The 22,019-nt window shown below is 62.7% G+C and carries 13 protein-coding genes and 1 pseudogene; 7 read left to right on the forward strand and 7 right to left on the reverse strand.

The window, feature by feature from the left end; translation table 11 throughout:
* Positions 1-5: 5 nt before the first annotated feature.
* On the reverse strand, positions 6-2,831 hold the full coding sequence (locus tag ACOJB8_RS29940; protein WP_475015857.1) for a 2-oxoglutarate dehydrogenase E1 component: 2,826 nt from the start codon (positions 2,829-2,831) through the stop codon (positions 6-8).
* A 310-nt stretch (positions 2,832-3,141) separates the two neighbouring features.
* Here ACOJB8_RS29940 and ACOJB8_RS29945 point away from each other — a divergent pair, with 310 nt between their 5' ends.
* Together ACOJB8_RS29945 and mug are read left to right on the forward strand one after the other, a co-directional pair.
* Complete coding sequence (locus ACOJB8_RS29945) at positions 3,142-4,107, forward strand: GlxA family transcriptional regulator (RefSeq protein WP_368707352.1); 966 nt, start codon at positions 3,142-3,144, stop codon at positions 4,105-4,107.
* Complete coding sequence (gene mug / locus ACOJB8_RS29950) at positions 4,100-4,660, forward strand: G/U mismatch-specific DNA glycosylase (protein ID WP_475015859.1); 561 nt, start codon at positions 4,100-4,102, stop codon at positions 4,658-4,660. Before ACOJB8_RS29945 ends, mug begins: the two co-directional genes overlap by 8 nt.
* Here mug and ACOJB8_RS29955 read toward each other — a convergent pair.
* Positions 4,618-5,391, reverse strand: a complete 774-nt coding sequence (locus tag ACOJB8_RS29955; RefSeq protein ID WP_475015895.1) for a LysR substrate-binding domain-containing protein — start codon at positions 5,389-5,391, stop codon at positions 4,618-4,620. The two genes, mug and ACOJB8_RS29955, sit on opposite strands and share 43 nt — an antisense overlap.
* Before the next feature lie 96 nt (positions 5,392-5,487).
* Positions 5,488-5,661 (reverse strand): annotated as a pseudogene (locus tag ACOJB8_RS29960) (helix-turn-helix domain-containing protein); the annotation flags it as partial.
* 504 nt (positions 5,662-6,165) lie between these two features.
* On the opposite strand from ACOJB8_RS29960, the gene ACOJB8_RS29965 reads away from it, so the two are divergent.
* The 5 genes from ACOJB8_RS29965 to ACOJB8_RS29985 all read left to right on the forward strand — a co-directional run bounded on the left by ACOJB8_RS29965 (position 6,166) and on the right by ACOJB8_RS29985 (position 18,029).
* Positions 6,166-7,791, forward strand: coding sequence for an MFS transporter (locus ACOJB8_RS29965; protein ID WP_342922042.1), 1,626 nt, complete (start codon positions 6,166-6,168; stop codon positions 7,789-7,791).
* Positions 7,792-7,803: 12 nt separating this feature from the next.
* Entirely contained in the window at positions 7,804-8,892 is a 1,089-nt protein-coding gene (locus tag ACOJB8_RS29970; RefSeq protein WP_342922041.1) for an HlyD family secretion protein, read from the forward strand.
* Positions 8,889-10,412 carry an efflux transporter outer membrane subunit gene (locus ACOJB8_RS29975; protein ID WP_342922040.1) on the forward strand — a complete coding sequence of 508 codons (1,524 nt, stop codon included), beginning with the start codon at positions 8,889-8,891 and terminating at the stop codon, positions 10,410-10,412. Before ACOJB8_RS29970 ends, ACOJB8_RS29975 begins: the two co-directional genes overlap by 4 nt.
* Before the next feature lie 321 nt (positions 10,413-10,733).
* Positions 10,734-16,244 carry a trifunctional serine/threonine-protein kinase/ATP-binding protein/sensor histidine kinase gene (locus ACOJB8_RS29980; RefSeq protein WP_475015861.1) on the forward strand — a complete coding sequence of 1,837 codons (5,511 nt, stop codon included), beginning with the start codon at positions 10,734-10,736 and terminating at the stop codon, positions 16,242-16,244.
* A 267-nt stretch (positions 16,245-16,511) separates the two neighbouring features.
* Positions 16,512-18,029 (forward strand): CoA-acylating methylmalonate-semialdehyde dehydrogenase, encoded by a 1,518-nt coding sequence (locus ACOJB8_RS29985; protein WP_475015862.1) that lies wholly within the window; start codon positions 16,512-16,514, stop codon positions 18,027-18,029.
* 58 nt (positions 18,030-18,087) lie between these two features.
* Here ACOJB8_RS29985 and ACOJB8_RS29990 read toward each other — a convergent pair whose 3' ends face one another.
* From ACOJB8_RS29990 to ACOJB8_RS30005, 4 genes are all read right to left on the reverse strand, one after another.
* Entirely contained in the window at positions 18,088-19,449 is a 1,362-nt protein-coding gene (locus ACOJB8_RS29990) for a hypothetical protein (protein WP_475015864.1), read from the reverse strand.
* 133 nt (positions 19,450-19,582) lie between these two features.
* Positions 19,583-19,972: a nuclear transport factor 2 family protein gene (locus ACOJB8_RS29995; protein WP_475015866.1), complete on the reverse strand. Its 390-nt coding sequence runs from the start codon at positions 19,970-19,972 to the stop codon at positions 19,583-19,585.
* Positions 19,950-20,984: an LLM class oxidoreductase gene (locus ACOJB8_RS30000; protein WP_425469709.1), complete on the reverse strand. Its 1,035-nt coding sequence runs from the start codon at positions 20,982-20,984 to the stop codon at positions 19,950-19,952. The genes ACOJB8_RS29995 and ACOJB8_RS30000 overlap by 23 nt, the downstream gene beginning before the upstream one ends.
* A 114-nt stretch (positions 20,985-21,098) precedes the next feature.
* Positions 21,099-21,998 carry a LysR family transcriptional regulator gene (locus ACOJB8_RS30005; RefSeq protein ID WP_475015868.1) on the reverse strand — a complete coding sequence of 300 codons (900 nt, stop codon included), beginning with the start codon at positions 21,996-21,998 and terminating at the stop codon, positions 21,099-21,101.
* Positions 21,999-22,019: the final 21 nt, after the last annotated feature.

Consider the following 22,019-nt stretch of genomic DNA (forward strand, 5'->3'; position numbering starts at 1 on the left):
CGCCGTTACCCCGTGAACGCCTGCTCGACCAGCGCGGATTGCCGCGCGACGTGCGCCGAATGGTAGCCCGGCGCAGTCGATGCACCGGCATCAGGACCGGCGTAGACGAGTTTCGCACCCGTTGACAGGAGCTCGCGCAACTGTGGCTCGACGAAACTCCATGCGCCCTGGTTACGCGACTCCTCCTGACACCAGACGACCTTCTTCAGGTTGGGATAGCGCGCGAGTTCAGCGGCCAACTGTTGCGCGGGAAAAGGATACAGCTGTTCGACGCGGATGATCGGCGTGTCGCTCGCATCCGCGCGGCGACGCTCGAGCAACTCGAAGTACACCTTGCCCGTCGCCACGATGACGCGCTCGACGCTGGAGGTCTGCCAGGTCTCGATCTGGTTGTCCGGCAGAACTTCGTGGAACCGGCCCGCGCTCAACTCCTCGAACGTGCTGACGGCTTCCGGGTGCCGCAACAGCGACTTGGGCGTCAAGACGACAAGCGGGCGGCGATCGGAGGCGAGTGCCTGCCTGCGCAGCAAATGGAACAGCTGCGCAGGCGTAGTCGGCTGGACGACGCGCATATTGTCCTGTGCGCTCAGCTGCAGATAGCGTTCGAGCCTCGCCGATGCATGCTCGGGTCCCGCGCCTTCCTGCCCGTGAGGCAGGAAAAGCGTCAGGCCGCTGCGTTGCCCCCACTTGACGGCGGCCGCCGCGATGAACTGATCGATCACCACCTGCGCGCCGTTTGCGAAGTCCCCGAATTGCGCTTCCCAGATGACCAGCGCATCGCGGTTCACCGTCGTATAGCCGTACTCGAACGCGAGGACCGCCGCTTCGGAGAGGATGGAGTTCGTCACGCTGAAGCGGCCCGGCGCATTGCCACTCGCATCACCGAGATGATCGAGTGGAATATAAACACCATCCGGCCGGTTCATGCGCGTTTGATCGTGCAACACGGCGTGCCGATGATTGAACGTCCCGCGCGCGCTATCCTGCCCGCTCAGTCGAACGCTGACCCCATCGCCAAGCAGCGAAGCAAATGCCAGATGCTCGCCCATGCCCCAGTCGAGCGGCCGTTTTCCCGAGGCCATTTCCTGGCGCCCGGTGATCATCTTCTTGACGAGCGGATGAAGCGCCAAGCCTTCGGGAACGGTCGAAATCTGCTGCGCGAGACTGCGCAGCGTTTCCGTCGACGGGGCGGACCACGGGACCGGGCTGGGTGCTTCTTCCCGTGAAGAGGCGGCCTCTGAGCTGTCGGATTCGTTCGCCCGCTTGAGCAGTTCACGCCGTTCGCTGACATAGCCCTCTGCTTCTTCGGCTGTCAACACGCCTTGTTGAATCAGCTTCTGCGCATAGCGCGTTCTTACGCCGGGATGACTGGCAATCGCGCGATACATCAGCGGCTGCGTGATGCCCGGCGTGTCCTGTTCCTGGTGCCCGTGTTTGCGGAAGCACACGAGATCGATGACCACGCTCCGCTTGAACGCGGTGCGATAGTCGAGGGCAAGGCGTACCGCCATAGCGACGGCTTCGGGGTCGTCGCCATTCACGTGCAGAATGGGCGCCTCGATCATCTTCGCGACGTCCGTGGTGTAGAACGACGAACGTGTGTCGCGCGGATCGGAGGTCGTAAAGCCGATCTGATTGTTGACGACGATATGAACCGTGCCGCCCGTGCCGTGGCCGCGCGTATAAGAGAGGCTCAAGGTTTCCATCACGACACCCTGGCCGGACATCGCCGCGTCGCCGTGAATCTCGACAGGCAGAACCTCGACGCCGTCCGCGCTGCCGAGGAGCTCGCCCTTGGCGCGCGCCATGCCTTGCACGACCGGGTTGACGATTTCCAGATGTGACGGGTTGAACGCGAGCATCACTTCGACCGGCCCATCTGGGGTATCGACCGAACTCGCAAAGCCCTTGTGGTACTTCACGTCGCCTGCGGTAAGTCGTTCGGGATCCTTGCCATCGAACTCGTCGAACAGCGCACGCAACGGCTTGCCGACGATATTCACCAGAACATTCAGGCGTCCACGGTGCGCCATGCCCATCACCACTGCGCGCAGCCTTTTCGAAGCCCCGTAGCGCACGACTTCGTCGAGCATCGGAATCAGCGATTCCGCGCCCTCGAGCGAGAAGCGCTTTTGCCCGACATAGCGCGCGTGAAGGTACTTCTCGAGGCCTTCCGCTGCGCTCAGTCGTTCCAGCAGTCGACGCTTTTCCGTTGCCTGCAGCGACGGCCTCGCCCGGGTGGATTCGAGCTGCATCTGCCACCAGCGCCGCTGCTCCGCGTCGGTCAGATGCATGAACTCGGCGCCGAGCGTGCCCGTGTAGGTTTGCTTCAGCGCCGCGACGAGTTCCTCCAACGTGGCGTCGTCGTCGAACAGGAAAGTGTCGGCGGTGCTGAATGTCGTCGCCATGTCTGCGGCCGTCAGCCCGTAGTAAGCCGGGGTCAACTCGGCGTAGGCGCGTGGCGGCGTCCACGACAGCGGATCGAGATTGGCCGCGCGCGTGCCGATCATGCGGAACGCGGCGATCAGCGACTGCACCGCGACCTGCTTGCGCGCAAGGCCGAGACCGGCATCATTCGCGAGGGCAGTGTCGGCATGAACGATCGCGCGCGGCGGCCGCTTCGCAAGCTCGACAAAGCTGGAAATGACGGGGGCGTGCGGCTCGTCGTCGCGATCACTGCCGTCGATAGCGGGCGTTTCGCGCAGTGCATCGAACCACGCCCGCCATTCACTGGTGACCGCATCCGGGTCAGCCAGGTAAGTTTCATATTGCTCTTCGACGTAAGGGGCGTTGCCCCCGAAGAGGAAAGAGCTCTGACGTTCTTTCAACATGATGAATCTGCCTTTGGTCGGTGTGCGGTCCGATGTCGGGGGCAACACGTGGAGTGACGGCGATGGCGCCTTCCGGTCCGCCCGGGTTGTTACCCAGCCGCAGTCGTGAACACAGTCTAGTGATGCGGGGCAGCGGGCGAAATGCGCGCGTGGTGCCGCAGCATGCCAAGTAGTGGGCGTTTTGGGCCACGCTGCCGATTTGTTACACCGACGCAAAATACTTTTTCCGGGGACAGACTGCACCCGCTAACGGCGATGCGTTAAGCTGCGCCACGGTCCTGGTTGGGACACCACCTCTGAAGGTCACGGTATGAAAGTCGCCATTGTTGTATTCGATGGTGTGCAGGCGCTAGATGTTGCAGGCCCCCTCGATGTGTTCGCCGAGGCGAACACGTTCCTCTCCGAGCATCAGCGCTACGAAGTGACGCTCGTCGGGCGTGAGGCGGGCGCCGTGACCTGCTCGAACGGCATGCAACTGGCGGTCTCGCGCGGCTATGCCGACAGCGATGTGCAATGGGACCTGCTCCTCGTGGCCGGCGGGCCGCAGTTGCCCGACGTGCATCCGTCGAATGAGTTTCTGGCCTGGCTGCAGAATCAGGCGCGCAGTGCAAGCCGCTTTGGTTCGGTGTGCAACGGCGCATTCGTGCTCGCACATGCGGGGTTGCTCGACGGCAAGGAGGTGACGACGCACTGGTCGGATGCCGGGCGCCTGTCCAATGAATTCCCGCACGCCAATGTGCAGCCGGACCGGATTTTCGTTCGTGACGGGCGGCTCTTCACCTCGGCGGGCGTGACCGCGGGGATCGATCTGTGCCTCGCGCTCGTGGCGGAAGACTGGGGACATGAACTGGCGGTGCGAGTGGCGAAGCGGCTGGTGGTGTATATCCAGCGCGAAGGCGGGCAGTCTCAGTACAGTCCGTATATCGGTGCCGGCAAGGACGAGGATCCCATACTCAGCAAGGTGTATCGCTACGTGAGCGAACATATCACCGATACGCTTTCTATCGAGGCGCTGGCGAGCGCGGCTGCCGTGAGCCGGCGCACCTTGTCGCGCATCTTCGCCAAAAACGCCAAGGTCACGCCCTCCGTATTCGTCGAGCAGGTTCGCGTCGACACGGCGAGGAAACTGCTGGAGGACACGGATGCGCCGCTCAAGACGGTCGCATTCAAGTGCGGCTTTCATAGCGCCACGCATATGCGCACGACGTTCTCACGGCGCCTGAACGTCACGCCAAAACAATATCGCCTGCGATTCCGCGGGGAGGCGAGTGCATAGCGGCAATTCTCTGGCAGAGTTGGCGAACGCCGATTCCGCGCCATTCCTTCCCGATATCATCGAGCCCGGTTTGTCGGTATTGTTCTGCGGGATCAATCCGGGCATGCGTGCGGTGGCTAGTGGGCGCCACTTCGATGGCAGAGGGAATCGCTTCTGGCGAGTGCTCCATCGCGCCGGCTTTACGCCCGAGGAATTTCGCCCCGAAAACGACCGTGAGCTGCTGCAGCATGGCTTTGGTCTGACTACGGCGGTCTCGCGCGCGACGACACGCGCGGACGAGCTGTCGGGAGCGGAGATTCAGGACGCTGCGGCGCAATTCGAGCTCAAGGTGCAGCACTACGCGCCGCGGTTTATCGCCTTTCTTGGCAAGATGGCGCTTGCCGAAATGTCGGGCAAGCGAGATATCGAGTGGGGGTCGCAATCCGGCAGGTTCGGCGGCGCGCGCGCATGGGTTCTGCCGAACCCAAGCGGCTTGAATCGCGCATTCAGCCTCGACGCACTCGTGAGTGCCTACCGCGAACTGCGCATTGCGGCTGAGTTATCGAGTGAATGAATCAGTGGTTGCAGATACTGCATATGCGCTTCGGAGTGACTTGCGAGTTCGTGACTGCCTTGACGCCGCGTACATTCGCCTTCGGTTGTTACGCCGCTCTCACATTGAAGGTGCGGGTTGTTTCGCAGCGTTTCGGTAACGAACTCCACGAAGGACCGAATTTTTCCGCTCGTTCCGCGCCGTTCGACATGAAGCAGGTTGACTGGCGTTGATTCGGGTTCGTAAGCCCGCAAAATGGGCACGAGGTTTCCGGAAGAGACTTCAGTTGCGGCCTGATAGGACAGCAACTGCGTGATACCCACGCCGTCTTCCGCCGCCGAAATGGCGGCGGGCGCCAGATTGACGATCAAGCGCGGCTGCAGCCGCACAGGAATTTTTGAATTATTTTCGTAAAACATCCACTCGAGCGGTTGGGAAACGCCGGTAAAGGAAACGCAATTGTGGCCGGCCAGGTCGCGCGGATGCTTGGGTTCTCCGTGCTCGGCGAGATACGCTGGCGACGCAAAGGTTTGACGGCGTACCGATCCCAGGCGCACCGCGTATGTCGACGAATCTTCGAGATGACCAATGCGTATGGCGATATCCACGCCTTCCTCGAGCAGGCGCGTGGGCCGATCGAGATAAACAGCGTTCACGCTGACGTCGGGATAGCGCAGCGTGTACGCGTTGATGAGCGGAGCGATGACGCGCTGGCCGAGTTGAACCGGTGCCGTAATCGTGAGCGTGCCCACAGGGTTCGCGAGATCCGTAGCGATATGCGACTCCGCGTCGGTGATGCCATCCAGCAACTTGCGGCAGGCTTCGACGTAAGCGACGCCTGCGTCCGTGGGCCGGACCGAGCGGGTCGTGCGCGCAAGCAGTTGGGTGCCCAGGCGCGCTTCGAGTGAGTTGACCGCCCGCGAAACTGCCGCTCGCGACAAGCCGAATTTTTCGGATGCGGCGCTAAAGCTGCCGCGTTCGACGATGGCTACAAAAACCTCCATCTCGCGTAATCTGTCCATCTTGACTTCCCAATCTGAATCTCTTGCAAACGGATGACAAAAGTAAAAGCCGTTTGGGGGTTTACCGCTGCCGGTTCGTTTTCAAACCTTCATTAATCGTATCTACCGCGACGAATCTGCGGCCTGAATGCCTATGCCGCGATTCTAGGCATCGTGTGCCGTCTGGTATCGCCACGCAAGCTGGATTGGCCCAAAAGCGTGCAGAAATGACCCCTGCGCAATCAGTGACGTTCGCGTTGAAAGAGCGCGCACGAGCCCCGCGGATCGTGACCGGCCGCCCTGGCAAAATTCTCGTACTAGATGGCCCAAAATCAGACCAGGCGAGACTTTAAGAAATTGGGTTCATCTCTGACAATAAAGCCGTCAGTGAATAGCAACAATGCGCGGCGAAACCGATGGTGTGGTCATCGTATCGCGTGAGGATGCAGGGCGCTGAATTGCCTCACAGTGCAATAGCCACATCAAACAGTACAGCTAACGAAACCCGGGAAGTTTCTGATCGCCATGACAACTGCGAACCCTTTGACGACTGGAACGGAAGCGGCAACGGCCCCACAGGCGCTGGAGCCACGCTCCGTGCGCGAAGCCGCGGCGCCGGCGCAGCCTGCCCCCGCGCAAGTGGCGTTCACGGGACGCATTGTGGTGGGCCTGCTCGGCATGTTGTTCGCTTCGTTGCTGGCCATCCTCAACGAACAGGTGACTGCGGCGGCGATGGCCGATATCCAGGGCGCTTTCCTGATCGGGCATGACGACGGAACGTGGCTCACCTCGCTCTTCGAAGCCACCAACGTCGCGACGATGGTCTTCGCCCCCTGGTTCGGCATCACTTTTACGCTCAAACGCTTCACGATCGGCGCCGTGCTCGCCACGATGTTCTTCGGATTATTGTGTCCATTTGCACCGAATCTGGCGACGCTTTACGTCTTGCGTATCTTCCAGGGAATCGCGGGCGGATGTCTGCCCCCCATGCTGATCATCGTGGCGCTGCGTTATCTGCCGCCCAAATTCAAGCTGTACGGGCTCGCCGGCTATGCGCTCACGGCGACCTTCGGGCCGGCGCTCGGCACACCGCTCGCCGCGTTGTGGACGGAGTTCGTGAGCTGGCGCATGGCGTTCTGGCAAATCATTCCGCTCGGCGTGCTGTGCTGTATCGCGATTCAACAGGGGCTACCCGCCGATCCGGTCAAGCTCGAACGTTTTCGTTCATTCAACTGGATCGGGCTGATTACGGGCTTCCCTGCGTTTGCCATGCTCGTGACCGGGCTTTTGCAAGGCGACCGGCTCGACTGGTTCGAATCGGACTTCATCTGTGTGATGTTTGGCGGCGGCGCTCTGCTGCTCGTGGTCTTCCTCGTCAACGAGTGGTTTCAGCCCGTGCCATTTTTCAAGCTCCAGTTACTCGAGCGCAGAAATTTTACGCATGGACTCTCGACCTTGGTCGGCACCGTGATTCTGCTGGTGGGCGTCGCCGCAATACCCGGGCAGTTTCTCGCCAAAGTTCACGCGTACCGGCCGCTGCAGACGGCGCCGCTTTCGCTGCTGCTTGCCATTCCGCTGCTGATTACGCTCCCTTTGACGGCGGCTTTGTTGAATACGCGGCGCGCCGATCATCGGTGGGTGATCGCAACCGGTCTGTCGCTCATGTTCACGACATGCGCACTCGGCAGCTTCATGACGTCCGAGTGGATTCGCGACAACTTCTATGTGCTCCAGGCGCTGCAGATCATCGCGCAGCCCCTGGTGATCATGTCGATCCTCATGGGCGTCACGACGGGGCTGCCGCCAACGGAAGGCCCGTTCGCTTCAGCGATGTTTAATACGGTCAAGACGTTCTCCGCCGCCATCGCGACGGGTCTGATCGAGGGGGTAGGCACCGCGCGCGAACATTTCCATTCGAGCATGCTCGTCGACCAGCTGGGCAACCGCGCGCTGGTGGCAGGCCCCGGTCTCGACACCCCCTACGCGCTGGGGCAACTCGCGCACCGTATTCACGAGCAGGCCGTCGTGCTGACTTCCGCCGATCTCTATCGAGTGATGGCGTGCGTTGCGCTCGCGCTGCTTCTTCTTGTTCCCGTGCTGCCAGTGCGTATTTATCCGCCGTGGAGCACTACGCCGCCCGCTTCGAAATGAGGTCCATTTTCCATGTCATCGACTAAACCCACCCCCGCACCGTCCAGGTTGAAATGGCTTCCTGTCGCGGCAGTCGTCGCCGTTGTCGGCGTCGCTGCATGGGCCGGCACGAAGCTCCTGTCTCACTCGAGTTCGGAATCTACGAACGACGCCTACGTCACCGCAGACTTCACGCTCGTCGCGCCGCGAGTCCCGGGGCAGATCACGGACGTACTGGTGAACGACAACGAGGACGTGAAGGCGGGTCAGCTGCTGGTGCGCATCGACGACCGCGACTATCGCGCCGCGTTGATGAGCGCCGAGGCGGAGGTGGTGGCCGCAAAGGCGTCGGTGGCGAACTTTGACGCGCAGATCGCGCGCCAGCCCTCGCTCGTCGATCAGGCGCGCGCTACGCTGCGCTCCGACGATGCATCGATTGGCTTCGCGCGGGCCAACGCGGCGCGCTACCAGAATCTTTCGACGGCTGGTGCGGGGACCGCGCAGGAGCAGCAACAGGCTTCGAGCACGCTCGCCGAGCAGCTTGCGCAGCAGTCACACGATCAGGCGGTGCTGTCGGCCACCCAGCAGAACCTGGAAGTCCTGCGCACGGAGCGCGACAAGGCCGCTGGCGCGCTTCAACACGCGCAAGCGGTGCTCGAACAGGCGAAGCTCAACCTCTCCTATACGGAAATCCGGGCGCCCGTCGACGGCAAGGTGGGTCGCCGCTCGGCGCGGGTCGGCGCCTTCGTGACGCCCGGCGCCCCTGTGCTGGCAATCGTCCCGCTTTCGGATGCATATATCGTCGCCAACTTCCAGGAGAGCCAGATCACCAACATGCGGCCCGGCGAAAGCGTGCGCGTGACCGTCGACAGCCTTCCCGGCGTCGTGATCCATGGCCGCATCGACAGCCTTGCGCCGGCGACCGGCGTGAGCTTCGCGCCGATCGCACCCGACAACGCAACGGGCAATTTCACGAAGGTGGTGCAGCGCGTGCCCGTCAAGATCACGATCGATCGCGGGCAGCCTGCTGCGGCGGAATTGAGCGTCGGGCTCTCGGTGGAAGCCGAAGTGGCCGTTGGCCGGGGCGCTGAAGCGATGGCTGAAGGAGCGGAAAGGAAATGAACACGAGCCAATCTTCTATCCGCGCGATCCTCCTCACGGTTCTCGCATGTCTCGCAATGGCTGCCTGCACGGTCGGTCCGAACTTCGAACCGCCAAAGTCGCCGACGCCTGAGGTCTTCAACCGCACGCAAACGGCACAGGCGCCGAGTAAAGCCGTCGAAGGCCAGTTCGGTCCGGAATGGTGGACGCTGTTCAACGACCCGGTATTGAACGGCCTGGAGAAGCAACTCGCCGACGCGAACCTGGACGTTGCAGCCGCTTCTGCGCGGCTGCTGCAAAGCCGGGCCGAGCGCCGCGTGGCCGGCGCAGCCGAATATCCGACGCTGGATGGCGCAGCATCGTATAACCGCGAACGCGGCAGTGAAAACGGCATTCTCTCGCTGCTTGGCGTGACGCCGACGCAAAGTCAGCCGCAGTCGGCCTCCGGCAGCGCGCCGCTCGGCGTGGCGGCCATGCCGGGCTCGAAGGGTTCGCCCGCCTATAACCTGTATCAGGTTGGTTTCGACGCCTCATGGGAGATCGATATCTGGGGCCGCGTGCGGCGCAGTGTGGAAGCGGCGACGGCGCTTTCGGAAGCTTCGTATGAGGACCGGAACGCAGTCTTGCTCAGCGCGCGAGCGGAGCTTGCGCGAGACTATATCGAGCTGCGCGACACACAGGAACTGCTGCAGATCGCGCATCAAAACCTGGACATCGCCAACGACGCGCTGAAGCTTACCCAGGTGCGTGCGCATGAAGGCGTTACGACGGATCTCGATGTTTCGAACGCTTCGGCGCAGGTGGAGAACATCGAAAGTCTGATTCCCACCCTCGAATCGCACTCCGAAACGACGATCAATGCAATCGGCCTGCTGCTCGGCGAGGAACCGGGCGCACTGCGCCAGACGCTCGCTGCAACGCAGGAGGTGCCCGTCCTGCCGGCGCAGGTGCCGATCGGCTTTCCTTCCGAACTCGTGCAGCGCCGGCCGGATATCCGCAAGGCGGAAGCCGAACTGCACGCGGCGACGGCGTCGATTGGCGTGGCGAAGGCCGATTTTTATCCGCGCATCATGCTCAATGGCAGTGCAGGCTTTCAGAGTCTTCAGCTCTCGAGTCTGGCCAGTTGGGCGTCCGGGCAGTTCGTCGTCGGCCCTTCCATTACGTTTCCTATCTTCGAAGGCGGTCGGCTGAAAGGCACGCTCCAGCTGCGCGAGGCGCAACAGCAGGAAGCCGCGATTGCGTACAAGGAGACGGTGCTGCGCGCATGGCAGGAGGTGGACGACGCGCTGGTGACCTACGACGCCGAACAGCGCCGCCGCGACCGGCTGGCCCAGGCCGTGACCATGAACCAGCGCGCGCTCTCGGTCGCGCGGGAGCGGTACAAGGCCGGGGCGCTCGATTATCTCGACGTATTGAACGTGCAGAAGCAGCTGCTGGAAGCGCAAAGCAATCTCGAGCAAAGCAGAGCCACGGCGGCCACGAATCTCATTACGCTTTGTAAAGCGCTGGGCGGGGGATGGGAGTCGACGTATGGGGGGTAATCCATAGCCGGAATGCGCGCTTGTCATTCTGAAAGCGCGCCGTTTCCAACTAGTCGGCGCTCTTGTTCTGCGCCTCGCCGGCCTGTCTCGCACAACACGGCGCGCCGCTTGCCATCGACGATCTGCTGCCGCACAGGCTGATCCTGCAGAGAGACGCAGTGACGCCCAGGTTGCCTTGCGTCGAGGCTTCGCAGGCTCCTTGTATCCGCTCATCATTGTTCAGGACAATCGGTGATGCTGCGGCGCTCGCATGGCGTAAAGACAGGCGCGCGTGCAAAATCATAACCGGATGAAGATAGCATCATGACAGGAGCGTCCGTCGTGGATCTCGCTGGATATGAGCTGGAGCCGCTGCGCGACGACGGCGATTTTTCACTGTATCGCGCCCGCAAACGCAGCCATCCCGTCTCGGTGCTCGCGCTGGTCGCCACGCGGGCGGACCCGGTGGGCGTGAAGCGGCTCGAGCGCGAATACGGGCTCGCCGCGCTGCTCGAATCCAGCTGGGCGGCGCGGCCGCTTGCGCTCTACCGGCACAGAGAGCCGCCCATGCTCGTGCTCGACGACGACGGCGGCGAACCCCTCGATCGAACGCTTGCCGTCCCGTTCGAACTCACGCGCCTGTTGCGCATTGCCGTCAATCTGGCGAAGGTGATCGGTCACGTGCATCGATGCGGTCTCGTTCACAAGGACATCAAGCCAGCGAACGTGCTCGTCGACAGCAGCGGCAACGTGCGGCTTACGGGCTTCGGCATCGCTTCGCAACTGCCACACGAACATCAGCCGCCCGCGCCGCCCGAGATCGTTGCGGGCAGCTTTGCGTACATGGCGCCCGAGCAGACCGGCCGCATGAACCGTTCGATTGATACGCGCAGCGATCTCTATTCGTTCGGTGTGACGCTGTACGAGATGCTCACAGGGGCGCTGCCGTTCCATGCCTCGGACGCGATGGAGTGGATTCATTGCCATATCGCGCGCAAGCCCACGCCGCCCCGGGCGCGCCGCGAAGCGATTCCGCCGGCGCTCGAGGGCATCGTGCTGAAGCTGCTCGCGAAGGCCGCCGAGGACCGCTATCAGACCGCGGCGGGACTCGAGGCCGATCTGCGCTCATGTCTCGCGGCGTGGGAAGCGCAGCATCGCATCGATCCATTCCCGCTGGGGGAGCACGACGCGTCCGACCAGTTGCTGATTCCCGAAAAGCTGTACGGGCGCGAGGCGCAAATCGACGCACTGACGAGCGCGTTCGACCGCGTGGTGGGTAGCGGCTCGGTCGAACTGGTACTGATCTCGGGCTATCCGGGCATCGGCAAGTCGTCGGTCGTGAACGAGTTGCACAGGGTGCTGGTTCCGCCGCGCGGTCTCTTCGCATCCGGCAAGTTCGACCAGTACCGCCGCGGCATTCCTTACGTGCCGTTCGCGCAAGCCTTCCAGACCCTCGTGCGCAATCTGCTGAGCAAGCGGGAAGCCGAGGTCGAGCCGTGGCGTCGCGTACTGATGGAAGCACTCGGGCCCAACGGCCAGCTGATCGTGAATCTGATTCCCGAGCTTGCGCTCATCATCGGCGAGCAGCCGGCTGCGCCGACGCTGCCGCCGCAAGACGCGCAAAACCGCTTCCAGATCGTATTTCGACGCTTTCTCGGTGTATTTGCGCGGCCGGAGCATCCGCTCGCCTTGTTTATCGACGATCTGCAATGGGTGGATACGGCGACGCTCGATCTGCTCGCGCATCTCGCCACGCATCCTGACGTGCGGCACGTGCTGCTGGTGGGCGCCTATCGCGACAACGAGGTCGACGCTACCCATCCGTTCGCGCGCACGCTGGAGTCAATTGCCCGCGCCGAAGGCAAAGTGCAGCAAATCGAGCTTGCGCCACTCACGAGGGACAGCGTGACGCAACTCGTGGCGGATGCGCTGCACTGTGACCGCGCGAGCGCCGCCCCGCTGGCGGAACTGGCACATGAAAAGAGCGGCGGCAATCCGTTCTTCACGATCCAGTTTCTGACCGCGCTCGCCGATGAAAACCTGCTCGCATTCGACCCGCGCGCCGCGAAATGGGGCTGGGAACTGCCGCGCATTCGCGCGAAGGGCTACACCGAGAATGTCGCCGATCTGATGGCGGCGAGGTTGAGCCGGTTGCCGCCCGCGGTGCGCGACGCATTGGGCCAACTGGCGTGCCTTGGCAACGTTGCCGAAGTCGCCGCGCTGACCTGGGTCCAGGGCGGCTCCGAAGAGAAGCTGCACGCGGACCTGTGGGAAGCCGTGCGAACGGGCCTGGTCTTTCGTGAGGCCAATGTCTATGAATTCGCGCACGATCGCGTGCAGGAGGCAGCGTACGCGCTGATTCCCGCTGACGAGCGAGCTGCCGCGCACCTGCGCATCGGGCGGGCACTGGTGTCGCGCACGCCGCCAGATGCGCTCGAAGCTGCGATTTTCGACATCGTGAACCATCTCAATCGCGGCGCGGCGCTGATCGCGGACGCAACGGAGCGTGAGCAGGCCGTTGCCCTGAACCTCGTCGCGGGAAGGCGGGCCATGCGTTCGACGGCCTACGTGGCCGCGCGCGGCTATCTGGCGCAAGGCGTGGCGTTGCTGTCGCCCGATGCGTGGACGCTGCGCTACGAGAGCACGTTCGAACTCTATCTCGCGCTTTCGGAGTGCGAATATCTGGTGGGCGATTTTGCAAAAGCGGATGCCCTGGCGGACATGATGCTCGCGCGAGCCCGCTCCAGTCTCGATCGCGCCACGGTCTACAGCTTGCGCATCGAGTTGTATCAGCTTGCCGGAAGATATGACGAAAGCTTCGCGGTCGCGCTCGTTGCCCTGCGCGGCTTCGATATCCGTTTTCCCTCGACCGATGAGGACATCCGCGCGGCGTTCGATGCCGCCCTGCGCGACGTCCACGTCAATCAAGCGGGCCGCCCCATCGGCGAACTTGTCGAGGCGCCGGTGGCGACGGACCCCGCGATCCACGCGATCGTCAATCTGCTCCTTCAGGCGATGAACTGCGCGTTTGCCGCGCGGCCCGCGTTTTATCCGCTCATCACGCTCGAGGCGGTCAATCTCTCCTTGCAGCACGGCATGACCGAAAACTCGAGTTTTGCGTTCGGCAATTACGCGCTCATGCTGGTTTCGCTGATCGGCGATATTCCCACGGCGGTTGAAGTGTCGGAGATGTCACTGAAGCTCAACGAGAAATTCGGTAATCGGCACCTGAATGGCAAGCTGCTTCATCTGTATGGCGCCCACGTCAACTTTTGGCGACGCCATATCGCCGCAAACCTCCCGGTGCTGGAGCGGGCGACAGCCGAGTGCATGGAGGTGGGCGATTTTGTTTTTGCGGGCAACGTGGCGTTCAATGCCGTCTGGCAGTCGCTCGAGAGCGGGGCCGCGCTCGAAGACGTGCAGGCGATCGCCGAAAAGTACGCGGGGCTCATGCGCCAAAGCCACAACGACGCGGTCTACGAGCTGATTCGGGTCGAACGGCAATGCGTCATCAGTCTGCGGGGCAGGACCACCAAACCGTTCGATCTGAATGACGAGACGTTCGACGAAGCCGCCTGTTTCGAGGCGATCGTCAGGTCGAATTTTGGTTGCGCCATTGGGGTCTATCGAATCATCAAGGTCATGCTCGCGTTTCTCGATGGCCGCTACGTCGACGCGCTGGCGGCAGTGCAGCAGGCGCAGGCTGTGCTGAGTTCGGTGATGGCGCTGGCGATCGAACCGACCTTTCACTTTTTTCATATGCTCACCTTGACGGCGCTTTATCCCGAGTCCTCTCCCGAGCAGCAGGAAATGAACAAACGCATGCTCGCAGAGACACTCGAGAAGTTTGACATGTGGGCTGGACAGTGTCCCGAGAACTATCAGAACCGCCACGCATTGCTCAGCGCGGAATTCGCGCGTCTGGAGGGGCGCGAACTCGACGCCATGCGTCTGTACGAGGAGGCCATTCGCTCCGCCCGCGAGAATGGCTTTGCGCATCACGAAGGCATGGCAAGCGAACTGGCTGGCCGTTTCTATTTGCGCATCGGCCTCGCGACGAGCGCCGAAGGCCATTTGCGCAATGCGCGCCGGTGCTTCGACGCCTGGGGCGCGCAAAGCAAGGTCATGCAGCTCGACAGCGAATTTCCGCGCCTGGCCGATCTGGAAGGGGGCGCGCTGACGTCGACGCACAGCTTCGACTGGCGCGAATTCGACGCGGCAACGCTGCTCAAGGCCTCTCACGCGCTCTCCAGCGAGATCGAACTGAAGCGCCTGGTCGAGCGCCTGATGACGATCGCGCTGGAAACCGCAGGCGCCGACCGTGGTCTGCTGATCGTACCCGAGCAGCCGGACGGCTACCGCATCGAGGCGGAGGCGCGTATCAACGGCAACGGGATCGAGGTGAGGCGCTTGCCGGATACCGGCGCGGCCACGCCCGCCGCGCTGCTGCGTTACGTCATGCATACGGGCAAGCGCGTCATCATCGACGATGCCGTGACATCGAGTCTCTTTCCCGAAGACGGGTATCTGGCGAGCGGCGCCACGCGGTCCGTGTTCTGCCTGCCGCTCGTCAGGCAGGGAAAACTCAGTGGGCTGCTGTATCTGGAGAACACCGAGACTTCGCATGTGTTCACCGCACGCCGCTCCGCGCTGCTCGATCTGCTCGCGTCGCAGGCAGCCATTTCTCTGGAGAATACCCGCCTTTACGCCGATCTTCAGGAACGCGAAGCAAAGGTGCGACGCCTCGTGGACTCCAATATCATCGGCATCCACATCTGGGACTTCGAAGGCAATGTCGTCGAGGCCAACGATGCGTTTCTGCGCATTGTGGGCTACACCGCCGCTGATCTCCGATCGGGGCAGATTCGCTGGGCCGATCTGACTCCGCCGGAATGGCATGAGCGCGACGAACAGGTGAAGGCCGAATTGCACGCCACGGGTAGCGCCAAACCGTTCGAGAAGGAATATGTTCGCAAGGACGGCAGCCGCGTGTCCGTCATGGTCGGCGCCGCGGCGTTTGGCGACCGCGAGGGGCAGGGCGTCGCGTTCATACTCGACCTGACCGACCAGAAGCGCGCGCAACAGGATGTGCAAGACAGCGAACGACGCTACCGCGAACTCCAGACGGTGCTGGCGCATTCGAACCGCGTGGCGACGATGGGGCAGCTGTCGGCATCGATCGCGCATGAAGTGAAGCAGCCGATCACCGCCATCGCGGCGTACGCGAGTGCGGCCCTGCGCTGGCTCGCGGCGCGGCCGCCGAATTTCGACGAGGCCCGTCTCGCGCTCACCCGCATCGTCGCGGACAGCGAGCGCGCCAACGGCATTGTCGACAGGACCCGTGCCTACTTCAAGAAAGAGCCGCTGCGCACTGATGGTCTCGACGTCAACGACATGATTCGGGAACTGATCGCGCTCGTGCGCGGCGAAGCCAGCAAGTTCGGCGTCGAACTCACGGTGCAACTCGCCGAGGGCTTGCCGCGCGTCCAGGGCGACCGGGTGCAATTGCAGCAGGTCATGCTCAATCTGACGATGAACGCTCTCGAAGCGATGAGCGAAATGAAAGGCGGCGAGCGGACGCTTCTGTTCCGAACTGGCAGGACCGACGAGAACGAACTTTGCATTACCGTGCAGGATTCCGGGCCGGGACTCGCCGCCGGCAACCTCGAGGGCGTATTCGACGCATTTTTCACGACCAAACCTGATGGCCTGGGGATGGGGCTGGCAATCTGTCGCTCAATCGTGCAAGGTCACGGTGGGCGGTTATGGGTGACGCCGAACGCTCCGGTTGGCGCCAGCTTTCACTTCGCGCTTCCTGCACAAGGTAACGCCTCGCTGCCAGCGCGTATTTAGCGCCGCCGCGAAACCATTCGACCCTTCCGATCGCCGCGATTTCCGTCTTGTCGCGATGGCCGGAAACGAGCCGGGAATGTCCCCAAACCGTCGCAGCTAGTCCCTCGGCCGGGAGCCGCAAAACGTAGACTGTTCTCGTCGGCGGTCAATGACTGCCGGTCCTGGCGGGGAGTCATGGAGATGCCCGGCCACTCGACTTGACGCGCGCTGCGATGCGGACTCTCTTCGATCCGCGCGAAGTGCGCACATCCCCTAAAGGAAGGACGTATGAGCGAAGCAAACCAGGGCGCGGTGCGCCAACTGAAACATTTCATCGATGGTCAATATACGGCAGGCGCGAGCGGCCGATTCAACGACGTTTACGATCCCGCGCAGGGCCGCATTACGGCGCGCGTTCCGGTTGCGAATACCACCGAAGTAGCCGCTGCCGTCGCGGCCGCGAAAACCGCGTTTGCGGCCTGGAGCGAAACTCCGCCGCTCAAGCGCGCGCGCCTGATGTTCAAGTTCAAGGAACTGCTCGAGGCGCACCTGGACGAAATCGCCGAACTCATTACCCGCGACCACGGCAAGCTTTTTTCGGACGCCAAGGGCGAGGTCATGCGCGGCATCGAAATCGTCGAATTTGCGTGCGGCATTCCGAACCTGCTCAAGACCGGTTTCACCGATCAAAGCAGCAGCGGCGTCGACAGCTGGAATTTGCGTCAGCCCGTGGGCGTGATTGCGGGCGTCACACCGTTCAATTTCCCGGTGGTGGTGCCGTGCTGGATGTTCGTCATGGCCGCCGCGACCGGCAACACGTTCATCCTCAAGCCCTCGGAGCGCACGCCGTCTTCGTCGATCCGGCTGGCGGAACTCTTCATCGAAGCGGGCTTTCCCAAGGGCGTCTTCAACGTGGTGAACGGCGACAAGGGCACCGTCGACGCGCTGATTCAGCATCCCGATGTGGCCGCGATGTCCGTCGTCGCCTCCACGCCGGTGGCCGAATATATTTACGCAGAGGGCGCCAAACGCGGCAAGCGCGTGCAGGCGCTGGGCAGTGCGAAGAATCATCTCGTTGTCATGCCCGACGCGAATCTCGATCAGGCCGTCGATGCGCTGATCAATTCCGCGTACGGCTCGGCGGGCGAACGCTGCATGGCGACGTCGGTCGCGGTGGCGGTAGGCAGCATTGGCGACGAACTGATCGAGCGTCTCGCGCCGCGCGTGCGCGCACTGCGCATCGGTGCGGGCATGGAGCCCGATCTGGACATGGGGCCGCTCATCAGCGCCGTGCATCGCACCAAGGTGCTGGGTTATATCGACGCGGGCGTCGAGGCTGGCGCAAAGCTCGTGGTGGACGGGCGTGGCCATACCGTCGCGGGGCACGAGGAGGGCTTCTTCCTCGGCGGCTCGCTCTTCGACGACGTGAAGCCGGATATGAAGATCTATCGCGAAGAGATTTTCGGGCCGGTGCTTTCGGTGGTTCGTGTGCCGGATCTCGCCAGTGCTATTGAGCTTGTCAACGCGCATGAACTCGGCAATTGCGTCACCCTGTTCACGGCCGATGGTGCCGCGGCACGCACGTTCACGCGGCAGATCCAGATCGGCATGGTGGGCATCAACGTGCCGAGTCCGGTGCCGTCGGCGTGGCATTCGTTCGGGGGCTGGAAGCGCTCGCTGTTCGGCGATCATCACGCCTACGGCGAGGAAGCCGTCCGCTTCTACACGCGCTACAAGAGCGTGACGCAGCGCTGGCCCGACAGCATTGACAAGGGTGCGGAATTCGCGATGCCCGCGTCGAAGTGAGTCAAGCGTGGCGTGAAAGCGCCGCGCGCTCGGAGATAGCCGGCGCGGGTATGGGCGGCTATTTCTCGCTTTGCAGTTTGCGTAGCAGATCTGTCGAAGCGGACGTAGTCGATGGCGTCGTGACATCGGACACGAGCTTGCCATCGACATATTCCGAATTGCGCGTGGATTGGGTGGATGACTGCGTGAGCGATGCGTGTATGAGCACGCCCTTTTCCATCGCGAGTTTGACCGTACTGCTTGCGTCGTCGTCGACGACGACGTCGTCATACGCCGACGACGAAAGCACCTCGCGATAACTCGCCTTCAGATGCGACTGCTGTACCTGCGAGACTGCGTCGCCATCGGTGCTGGTGCCCTGGGAAACCTGATAAGAGAAGGTGTTCGCTTGAGTGCCGACCGTATCGCCGGTATCGGAAATCGAAGCAGTGAAATCACCGAGTCCGGTCAGCATGGCCTGCTCGGGCTGCGCGAGCCACGGCGTTGCGCCCTGCGGGGCGATCCCAACGTTGCTGTTCAACTGCGTGAATGCGTCCTTGAAAAGCGCCATGAACGCGGCGTTTCCGTGACCTTGCGTGTTGGCGTTATCGAACTGTTCCAGATAGCTGGCAATAGCTGCACTGCGCTGCGCGCCCGATCCCCAGAGTGCGGACTGACTCGTATCGACCTTGAGGTTCATCGAGCCTGCCCAATCCGACAGGCTCAAGCTCCTCGTCGAATTGTTCTCGAAAAAATTGCCTGAAACGCCGAACAACGTGTTGCCGGCCAGCTTGAATTGCATATTCACCGACGACAACACCGAAGGATCGTATTGCGTCAAGCCGTTCAGATCGAGCGTGGGCGGCTGAACGCTCAGACCATCGATCGCCTTCTGAAAGCCGTCCGCGAGACCGGCAAGCGCATTGCGTTCTGCGCCCGTGAGCGTTCCGCTGCTGTGAATGGTGACGCCGAGCGTGCCGTCGCCGCTCTGGATCTCAATGTCGACTTGCACGCCGCTCGCGGTCTGCACCGTCAGCTTGATATCGCTTTCAAGGCTCTGCGTTGACGACGCGGTCGATTGCCCGACTGCGCCGACCGAAACCGATTGCGAGTAATCGCTACCGGTGGTCGTGAAGCGATCGAGCAGGGAGCTTCCCAGGTTGTGGAACTGACCGGACACGGAGTCGGCCAGGTAATCGGACGCCATCACCTGAGAGATGGCGTCGCTGTTGTCGCTCGCCCAGATGGTGATCGGCGGCGCACCTGCCATCGCCCCATCAGGCGTGTAGACGACGAGCGATTCGACGCCAGCCGAGGGAATCGTGACAATTGCCGAAGCGGATTCAGCGGCGGCTTCTTCTGACGCCACGCTGCCAGTCGAAGCGCCGGTGGCCGCCGTCTCCGCGAGCGACGTGACGGCGAAAGATGAGATGGAATTCAATGACGGCAACGCGGTCATGGCACAGTGTCCGATGAGTGGGGTCGGCGCACGTGGCCTTCCGGTCGTCGCGAGTATGCGTGCGCCCCAGGACCATGGGAAGGTGTCCAGGGGCTAACGCCATGTTAGCCATTGGCTAACTGGTCGTGATCTTCTGAACCCATTGGCTGCGCCAGGCGGGTGCTTCAAAGGGATCCGAAAAATATTGGGTTTCGTGAACGACCTTGCCGTCACGGAATTCCATGATGCTCACGGTGAAAGCGGATCGCCCCTCGTAAGCGATGATGTATTCGGTCACCCACAGATTGCCTTCGCCCTGCAGGCGTCTGACTTCGAAACCGGACGGCTTGCCGGGATGATGTCCGCGCAGGGCTTGCAGATTCCTGCGCCCGAGAATGCGTTCGCCGGATTGAGGGTAGTCGCAGATGGCGTCGTCGGCGTAGATGTCGTGTTCGGCTTCGAGGTCGCCGCCCGCCGACGCCTGCCAGTGCGCATTGAGCGCTTCACGTAGATTCGCGTGTTGCATGAAACACCTCCGGGATAAAGTACGGCAGCACTTCGCTGTGCAACTCGTCGAGTACGTCGGCGTACGGGCGCGGCGTAACTTTCGGATTCAGCGCGACGTGGCTCACGCCCGCTTCGCGTGCTGCTTCGAGAAAATGTCTGAGCGAACGGCTGCCGATAGCGAAGCCGCCCTTGATGGCGCGATACGGGTAGTCGGGCCGCGGATGCAGATAGAGGTACCCGCCAAAGGCAACCGGCTTGAAGGCATCGCGGCCCATCGACTGGGCGACCTGATCCTTCCAGCTGCGCACGAATGCGTCGAGCGCGGCGGGGCCGGGCACAAAGCCGAGGTAGCCGTCCATATGTGCCGCGATCCATTCGAGGCTCTGCTGTGCCCGGCCGACGGCAATTGCCGGGGTGCGTCCGTAAGGCGGCTTGGGCAGCATGTCGAGCGTGCCGCCCGATTTGCCGAATCGGCGCGAGGAAAACACCGGAAAGGGCTGCTCACTCACTGTTCGATAGGTCTCGAACGCGTCGCGAAACCGCTCGCCACGCGTATCGAAGTCGATGCCGAAGACGGGATACTCGGAAGGTCTATCGCCGGAAGACATCCCTAACAGGAGCCTTCCATTTGTCAACTGGTCGAGTGAATTCACCTGCTTGGCCAGCAAAAGCGGTTCGCGCATCGGCAAGACGATGCCTGTCGTGCCGAGCGCGATTTCCTTCGTCACTGCCGCGAGGCTGGCGATATACACCAGCGGTTCGAAGATCTGGCCGGCGTCGCCATACGCAGGATCGTAGAACGGGATGTCGCGCATCCACAGCGCGGCCACGCCCATCGACTCGGCGCGCTGCGCCATGGCGATGTGATCGCGCATGGTTGGGACGGGCGAGTCCGGATGCGTTTCGAGCGGCAGGATCAGTCCGACCGTGAGCGCGTCCTCGCGAAACACGCGGCGCCACGCGGGCTGCTGCGAAAGCGTATGTTCGATGGGCGCGGAAGCCTTCATTGCGGTGATTGCTGACATATCCATGGCGTTTTGCCTTGCGTATTCCCACTTGCCAGCCAAGGTTACGCACGAACGACGCTGACAAAAACCACCTGCGATGAACAACAGTTGATACTCGCGCTCAATAACGCGGGGAATTCAAACGGCGGACAGGCGCGCCTTGAGGCGCGGCGACATGAAGTCGAGAAACGCGCGCAGCTTGAGCGGCAGCGGCGTTTGGCCGGCATGGACGAGATGGATCGGCATGGGCGCCAGCCCGAAGGTTTCCAGAACGAGCTGCAAGCGGCCTTCCTGCACGGCGTTCGCGACCTGATAAGACAAAACCCGCGTCAAACCGGTCCCGAGCGCCGCGGCGTCGATGGCCGATTCCGCCGTGTTCGTCACGAGCCGCGCGCGGATCGGCACGTTCTGCTCCGACTTTCCGCCGGCAAACGCCCATGTGCGCGACGAATTGATTCCCTCGAAACCGATGCACGCATGATTCGCGAGATCGGCCGGGTCACGCGGCGTGCCGCGCTCTGCGAGATACGCGGGGCTTGCGCACACCACGGGGCGCGTTTCGCCAAGGCGTATCGCCACGAAGCTGCTGTCCGGCAACTGGCCGATGCGCACCGCAACGTCCACGTGGTCTTCGAGAAAATTGACGTTGCGATCGGTCAGCACGAGGCGGGCGTCGATCTCCGGATAGTGCGCGAGAAAGGCCGCCATCACAGGGACCACATGCAGCCGCCCGAAGACCACAGGCGCCGTGGCCACGAGCGAGCCTTTCGGCGCCGCGTATTCGCCGGTCACGGCGCGTTCGATTTCGCCGATGTCCTCGAGAATGCGCCGGCACGATGCGACGTAAGCCTCGCCGGCCTCGGTGAGCGAGAGGTGCCGTGTGGTGCGATGGAGCAGGCGGGTCTTCAGGTGCGCTTCGAGATCGCCGACCTTGCGGCTGACTGTCGCCAGCGGCTGGCCGAGTTGCCGGGCCGCAGCTGACAAACTGCCTGCATCGACGACTGCGACCAGGATGGACATCCCTTCGAGACGGTCCATGGTCTTCTCGATTACTGGAAG

This window comes from Paraburkholderia sp. BR10141 (assembly GCF_056155635.1).

Bases quoted from the DNA above. Each gene is read 5' to 3' on its own strand.
- ACOJB8_RS29940 (WP_475015857.1), bottom strand. From the start codon at position 2,831: ATGTTGAAAGAACGTCAGAGCTCTTTCCTCTTCGGGGGCAACGCCCCT.
- ACOJB8_RS29945 (WP_368707352.1), top strand. From the start codon at position 3,142: ATGAAAGTCGCCATTGTTGTATTCGATGGTGTGCAGGCGCTAGATGTT.
- ACOJB8_RS29965 (WP_342922042.1), top strand. From the start codon at position 6,166: ATGACAACTGCGAACCCTTTGACGACTGGAACGGAAGCGGCAACGGCC.
- ACOJB8_RS29970 (WP_342922041.1), top strand. From the start codon at position 7,804: ATGTCATCGACTAAACCCACCCCCGCACCGTCCAGGTTGAAATGGCTT.
- ACOJB8_RS29975 (WP_342922040.1), top strand. From the start codon at position 8,889: ATGAACACGAGCCAATCTTCTATCCGCGCGATCCTCCTCACGGTTCTC.
- ACOJB8_RS29985 (WP_475015862.1), top strand. From the start codon at position 16,512: ATGAGCGAAGCAAACCAGGGCGCGGTGCGCCAACTGAAACATTTCATC.
- ACOJB8_RS29995 (WP_475015866.1), bottom strand. From the start codon at position 19,972: ATGCAACACGCGAATCTACGTGAAGCGCTCAATGCGCACTGGCAGGCG.
- ACOJB8_RS30000 (WP_425469709.1), bottom strand. From the start codon at position 20,984: ATGGATATGTCAGCAATCACCGCAATGAAGGCTTCCGCGCCCATCGAA.
- ACOJB8_RS30005 (WP_475015868.1), bottom strand. From the start codon at position 21,998: ATGGACCGTCTCGAAGGGATGTCCATCCTGGTCGCAGTCGTCGATGCA.